Here is a 6,179-nt window from a genome sequence, read left to right as displayed (position 1 = left end):
AATATACTGAAAAGAGAAAGCAATATGCCTTTTTACTTGCTCAAATATCACAATGAGAAAGCAAAAAGCTAGGACTTACGCATTGACAATAAATGCCAAATATGGATAAGGTTAAAAACCACATCTTTTGTAAGGGCACAGCAATGGTGTGCCCCTACAGCATGGTCTATTGACGATCGCAGAATAATTAGGAAAAGCCTGAAAACTTCCGGGAGCATCGTTAATTCACATCACGATGCATTTGTACAGTGCGTAAGTCCTATAATCTTTTTGGCATTAAACCAACAATAATTATTTACGCCGACCTACTTATTGCCGCACAATAAGCCAAACCGAATTAACCCACGCTGATAACCACGACGCATTAATCCCAGTGATAATGCCCCTTGGATGGTAGTCCAACCAGCATTTAGTAAACCCCAAAACGCTTGGGGAGTGAATGCCGAATCAATCACCACATTCCAAAAGGGGGCGACAGCTGTTGACCAATCGGCGGTGCGGATATTATCTAATGGTAGTTGATGTGCGATCGCTTCGTACTCTGGCAAAGAAATCACATAAGGCAAACAATACACCCGATAAATATCCTGCAAATGCTTTTCCTCATCCGCCGTTAGTGGCGACTGATCAGTTGGCCGATGACACCAAGTCACCATAATTAACTTGCCACCAGGCTTCAATACTCGGTAGCATTCCTGGAGAAACTTGGTTTTATCTGGCATGTGTTCACCGCTTTCTAGCGACCAAACCAAGTCAAAAGAATCATCAGCAAAGGGCATTGCTTGAGCATTTGCGACTTGGAACTGTGTTCTCAGACTCAAATTAGCTTCCATTGCGCGTTCCGTTGCTCTGGCAGCTTGCACAGGACTCAGTGTAATCCCTGTAGCCTTAGCATTAAACTTTTGTGCAAGGTATAAAGAACTGCCGCCAATGCCACAACCCACATCTAGGATATTGTCTGCTGCTTGTACCCCTGCCCAATTTAGCAGTTCTTCGATTAAATCAATTTGAGCCTGACGACGGTCTTTTTTCTGGGTACCATCAGCGCCGTAGTAGCCGTGGTGCATGTGTTCGCCCCAAATCTGTTCCCACAGCCCGGAGGAAGCATCGTAGAACTGCTGAATTTGCTGGTAAAGTGTTGCACTCATGTTCTAAGTTCTTGAAGTCTTACTTGAAGAAGTTTAAAAGATATCGCTCTATTTAGAGATTGATATTAATTTTTCTTTCTAAAGTATCAAAATAGAAGTGTAAAAAAACTCCCCTCTAGAATGAAGGGAGTTAGCTGAAAAAATTAATGAATTTTATTGACTCAGCAACCCAATAGCCATCTCAAGATACATTTTCGCCTTGTGCAAGGCTAGTAGCTTCTCTTGAGTGTACCTATCCGGGTAATTCATGATTCTCCCTTCCATCGTGATTTTGATAAGCGCTGCTTGCTCATCAGTAGGTGCATTCATCTCATCTATAGCGTTACTTAGCGCTTGCATAAAAGCAAAGGTAGGAGGTTTTAATCCCTTCCCTACTTCAAACTGGGATAACGCCATTCGAGGGAATACCATCAACGATGTAATCCATGAAGTCTTGTACCCTTTATTCCCAGTTGGTTTGATGCCGTAGCGTAAGCATAGGTCACGAAGTTCTTTGATAGTCTTTATTTCGAGTTCCGAACGTGTAAACATAGAGTAACCATTGCTTAAAAGTGGTATCGGTGGGTAACAAGTTTCTCAGGCTTCTGTACCCATCGAATAAACACTCTAATGTTTCGCTTCCAAAAGATTCAAATTATATTTATATCTCTCAATAATGCCTAATCCTAAAGGAACTCCTGAAAATTTAAAGCCAATTAAGTCAGAACGAGAGGAGCCGCTTACCGAGAAGATGAACTTACGCATGACAAAATCTCCTTGTCGGTGCAACACTAACCCTAAGTTGTAATAAGCTTCACTAAAATTGGGATTAGCTTTAATCGCCTCTGTATATTCTTGTAAAGCTATATCCAGGCGATTTTGCTGCATAAAAATATTACCCAGAAAATTCCATGCTGCGCCAAGGTTAGGATCTTGCTGCACCGCTTGGCGAAAGGCATATTCCGCACCCTGTAAGTCTTGCCGATTATAGCGCGTGACTCCTTGCTGGAAAAAGCTCGCTGCTTCGAGATTCTGAGAAACTGCGGTTTCTGCTAGCAGCTTACTTCCTGGAAAATTAGTAATTGCCGGTACAGCTAAGACTAAAAACACAGACGAAGCAAACAGAAGTCTGAGTAAGGGTTCTTGCTGAACAGGGCTTCGGTGAAATGTCACCCGAAATAACCAATGTAACCACTGTTTAGGTTGAGATTTTTTAGACATGAGTGGTATACCTGTACTTATGCTTGGATCTTTATAAGTCAGAATACCCATCACAGCATGAAAAATTACAAATCAAAAATTCTTAATTTTTGATTGTATTGCGATACTCCCAATACAATCAAAAACACTCTTATTAATAAACAAATTCAAATCAACTGCTCTTTTACTTTTACGCCATCTCTTTTGACTATATAAGCTGGAACACCTACAACAACGCAATTTTTGGGAACATCTTTGACTACGACTGCATTCGCCCCCACTTTGACATTATCATCTATAGTTACTTTACCAATCACTTTTGCTCCTGCACCGATGCTTACATTATTACCAATTATGGGACGACCCTTAGTGTTATAGCCGATTGTAACCTGTTGACTAATCGAGCAATTTTCACCAATCCTCTCTGCTAAAATTATCGTACTGAATCCATGTTGAATAAATAGCCCCGAACCAATATTATCAGAGTAAATAAAAAGGGATGGACATTGTTTATAAAAAATTTTGAAAACCTGTATAAGAACTAAGCCAATGGAGTCATTTTGCTTAATTCTGCAATAGTAAAGATTTCTAAATTATTCATATAGAGAAAGCAAATATAGCAAATTAACCCAATCTGGACTAGATTCTTTTTTATTATCAAGCCTCTTTATCCATTCATTTACATCTAAGATAATAATTTCTTTATTTTTACTAAACAGAAACAATATGAGCATAGGAGCAATTAGTATCTGTCCAATAATTTGGGCAAACTTGACTATGAAATCACGCATTACCTGACCTCACACTGGATATTATAATTCTCTGAATAAATTAAAAGTTGCTGACCAACAGCCACTTTAAACATAATATCCCGAAACGGGTGCAGACTATTTTTATGATTTTATGAAAACTACATAAAGTAAGAGCAAAGAATTGTTAGAGAAATATGAAGTGGGGAAGTCGTTAGACATACTGTTAAACAGATTGACCTTTGAATGCATGACTTTTGACTTTCCCGAACGCGAATTTATCTCCAATAGTTGGGGCTGACCTTCAAACCAAAATTTCTGGCACACAATGGAAACTTGATAACGTTATTCAAGTCTGGGATCATCCCATTTTTATCCTTCTGAAAAAGGTAAATAAAGCATGAGAAGGTAAAGAAGTAATCAAGCGCTCATTGTAATGAGAGCTGTCATGACTGAAGAAGAAAACCAACTTTTAATCGAACATGTTCGTCTGGAGTTTAGACTAATTTTACCCATCAAACCGCCAAACCCTTATCCAGACAGGCTTTGATAATTTATAGGCTTGATAGAATTCCGAAGTCTAAAATGCTTACCACACAAGGGTTGTAGCCTTAAAAAAAGAATTTAGTCTAAACTCCAGGTTCGTGCCTTGCTAAATAAAAAGTGGGATGCTCCCCTCAAGTCTTAGCTCACCGTTGTGCCTATCTCAATGGATTAATATTTCCTTGCTAAATAAAAAGTGGGATGCTCCCTCCCGAAACGCCCAGTTTCTTCGATATAGTTGAACGAAATTCTGGTCTTCGGCAGAGCAGAAACCTAGTTTTGGAGATTAATGAATCGGTGTTCTAGATGGCTGACGGCAAAATTAGCATTGCATCGCCGAATGAATAAAAGCGATATCCAAAAGCGATCGCTTGGTTGTATATATTCAATAACCTTTGTCTGCCAATTAGCGCACTTACCAACATCAGCAAACTGGAACGCGGCAGGTGAAAATTGGTAATTAAACCATCCACCACTCGCCATTGGTAGCCGGGATAAATAAACAGGTCTGTTTTCTGGCAAAATGGTTGTAAATTCCCAGATTGAGCCGCTCCTTCTAAGGCGCGTACTGCCGTTGTTCCCACAGCAATAATTCGACCGCCAGCTGCTTTAGTGGCGCGGATTTGCTCTACTGTATCGGCGGGGACTTCAATCCATTCTTCATGCATCTGGTGGGTAGTTACATCCTCCACTTCCACAGGGCGAAATGTACCTACACCTACGTGTAGCGTTACAAAAGCTTGATTGATATTGCGATCGCGCAACTTTTGTAATAATTCTGGGGTAAAGTGTAATCCTGCCGTCGGAGCTGCGATCGCTCCTGGCTGTTTGGCATAAACTGTCTGATACTGATCATCAGCAGCTGATGAGGTAGTAATGTACGGTGGTAGCGGGACTTCACCAAATACCTCTAACAGTTGCACCAAAGATTTTCCCTCTGGCACATCAAATTGCAACAAACGCCCCCCGGTTGCTGCGTCTGTTTCTAGAACCGTAGCTGTGAGTTGGGAACTCTTTACTGGAGACTGGGGACTAGGGACTAGAGAAGATTCTTCCCAATCCCCAATCCCTAATCCCCAACCACCAGTCCCCGCTTGCCTTGCTTCAAAAATAATCTTCGCTCCCTGTTTGAAGCTTTTTCCTGGCTTAACTAAAGCTAACCAACAGTTATACTGCCGTTCTTCCAACAGCAACACCTGAATTTTACCACCAGTGGATTTATGACCATAAAGCCGCGCTGGAATAACTCTTGTATTGTTCATAACCAACAAATCACCAGGGCGCAGCAGTGTAGGCAAATCATGGAAAATGTGGTGCAAGGGTGCTGTTTCGGTGCCTGTAGTCGGAGAATTAACCACCAGTAACCGCGAGCTATCTCTAGGAACTGCTGGGTTTTGGGCAATGAGTTCTGGAGCTAGTTCGTAGTCATAGCCAGCTACTGAGTAATCTAATTCAGAATTTTTTTCTTGTGGGCTAGATGTATCTTTCAAATTGACTTGTACTAGTTTTTGGTTTATTTAGTATTTATACTCTCTCAAAAAAGCTGCTTTGAGCTTTCCCTTCTAAAGGAACTTTAAGGCATCTTCGCTCAATTTTCTCGCTAGGCTATAAGATTGTTACTATTAAGTAACACGGAAAAATTAACATAAAAATTGGGTAAACCTCCCCATATAAAAACGGGGGCTTTTACCCTACCGGGAACAGGCAATGATTGACGAATATAGATATGTAGGATTGGCTTTGATCCCAAGCACCAACAAACATGGAATACTTGTACTATCTGGCAAATGCCAGTCTAACCCTGAGGGTCGTTCAACACCTGCACGCTAGACCCCAGACACCAGTTTCTTTCGTCACCGTAATTCATCAAATTGATGGCTGGGTGGTTAGGATCAAACTCAGAGGTCAAGTCTCGCCCCAAGAAGATGGCGACTTTCGCGCTTTTCTAAATGAATTAGGAATTAGCTACGAGCCGCCAATGAGGGTGCAGATGGCACTTTGGAGTTTGGAAGCGGGACAGTGCCCTGTGGACGTGATGCGTCGGTATCAGGTTGCGATCGTCTCTCATGGTAGCCCAGAGAGAGATGAAATCGAGGCGTTTCGGCAACAATTTGTCCGGGGCTTAGGCTACTGTCCAGAAACTTTGGCGTGATCCTATTTGGTTGTAACGCCACGACAAAATTATTGGTCATTGGTAATCAAGATATTTTATCGATTACCGATTAACCATTATCAATTGAAAAGTCGAAAGCTGCCAGAATGTATTCTTGCAGCTTAAACTTGTATCCGGCTGCTGATGAAGTAGCTAGAGCTTCCTGGCTTGCTGTAACCGCAGTCAGATTTTTTGATATCCTTTGACAGTAGACAATAGCAACATCAAATCGACAAGAATAATCTGCCTTCTCATGGCACTGAGCTAAAAACATTCCAGCTGTCCGCGAGATTTTTGCTTGCTTTTGTGGGGTGATTGCGCTTCTTCCCCCTGCATCCCAACTACCTGAACTGCGGGTTTTGACTTCCACAAATGCTAGTAATGAGTGGGGAGTGGGGAGTGGGGAGT

The 6,179-nt window shown here is 41.5% G+C and carries 7 protein-coding genes; 1 reads left to right on the top strand and 6 read right to left on the bottom strand.

All coding sequences use genetic code 11. The features are described from left to right. Window positions 1-305: 305 nt before the first annotated feature. From ACFFAP_RS10130 to queA, 5 genes are all read right to left on the bottom strand, one after another. Window positions 306-1,148, bottom strand: a complete 843-nt coding sequence (locus ACFFAP_RS10130) for a methyltransferase domain-containing protein (protein WP_375511090.1) — start codon at window positions 1,146-1,148, stop codon at window positions 306-308. Between the two features lie 153 nt (window positions 1,149-1,301). After that, window positions 1,302-1,679 (bottom strand): hypothetical protein, encoded by a 378-nt coding sequence (locus ACFFAP_RS10125; protein WP_375511089.1) that lies wholly within the window; start codon window positions 1,677-1,679, stop codon window positions 1,302-1,304. Between the two features lie 75 nt (window positions 1,680-1,754). Beyond that, window positions 1,755-2,348 carry a tetratricopeptide repeat protein gene (locus tag ACFFAP_RS10120; protein WP_375511088.1) on the bottom strand — a complete coding sequence of 198 codons (594 nt, stop codon included), beginning with the start codon at window positions 2,346-2,348 and terminating at the stop codon, window positions 1,755-1,757. A gap of 146 nt (window positions 2,349-2,494) precedes the next feature. After that, on the bottom strand, window positions 2,495-2,680 hold the full coding sequence (locus ACFFAP_RS10115) for a hypothetical protein (RefSeq protein ID WP_375511108.1): 186 nt from the start codon (window positions 2,678-2,680) through the stop codon (window positions 2,495-2,497). Window positions 2,681-3,921: 1,241 nt separating this feature from the next. Further along, a complete protein-coding gene (gene queA, locus ACFFAP_RS10110) occupies window positions 3,922-5,136 on the bottom strand; it encodes a tRNA preQ1(34) S-adenosylmethionine ribosyltransferase-isomerase QueA (RefSeq protein WP_375511107.1) in 1,215 nt (404 codons plus the stop codon). 245 nt (window positions 5,137-5,381) lie between these two features. Between queA and ACFFAP_RS10105 the strand changes: the two genes are divergently transcribed. Continuing rightward, window positions 5,382-5,771 (top strand): hypothetical protein, encoded by a 390-nt coding sequence (locus ACFFAP_RS10105; protein WP_069068139.1) that lies wholly within the window; start codon window positions 5,382-5,384, stop codon window positions 5,769-5,771. Window positions 5,772-5,841: 70 nt separating this feature from the next. Here the strand turns inward: ACFFAP_RS10105 and ACFFAP_RS10100 are convergent. After that, on the bottom strand, window positions 5,842-6,179 hold a 338-nt coding region (locus ACFFAP_RS10100), incomplete at its 5' end, for a YraN family protein (protein WP_375511087.1).

The sequence above is a fragment of the uncultured Nostoc sp. genome (assembly GCF_964245575.1).
GTDB lineage: Bacteria > Cyanobacteriota > Cyanobacteriia > Cyanobacteriales > Nostocaceae > Nostoc.
The sequence above is the reverse complement of the archived record's forward strand: the minus strand, read 5'-3'. Positions and strand labels throughout refer to the sequence as shown.

Coding starts and splice junctions, on each gene's coding strand:
- ACFFAP_RS10120 (WP_375511088.1), bottom strand. CDS start 2,348: ATGTCTAAAAAATCTCAACCTAAACAGTGGTTACATTGGTTATTTCGG.
- ACFFAP_RS10125 (WP_375511089.1), bottom strand. CDS start 1,679: ATGTTTACACGTTCGGAACTCGAAATAAAGACTATCAAAGAACTTCGT.
- ACFFAP_RS10130 (WP_375511090.1), bottom strand. CDS start 1,148: ATGAGTGCAACACTTTACCAGCAAATTCAGCAGTTCTACGATGCTTCC.
- ACFFAP_RS10105 (WP_069068139.1), top strand. CDS start 5,382: ATGGAATACTTGTACTATCTGGCAAATGCCAGTCTAACCCTGAGGGTC.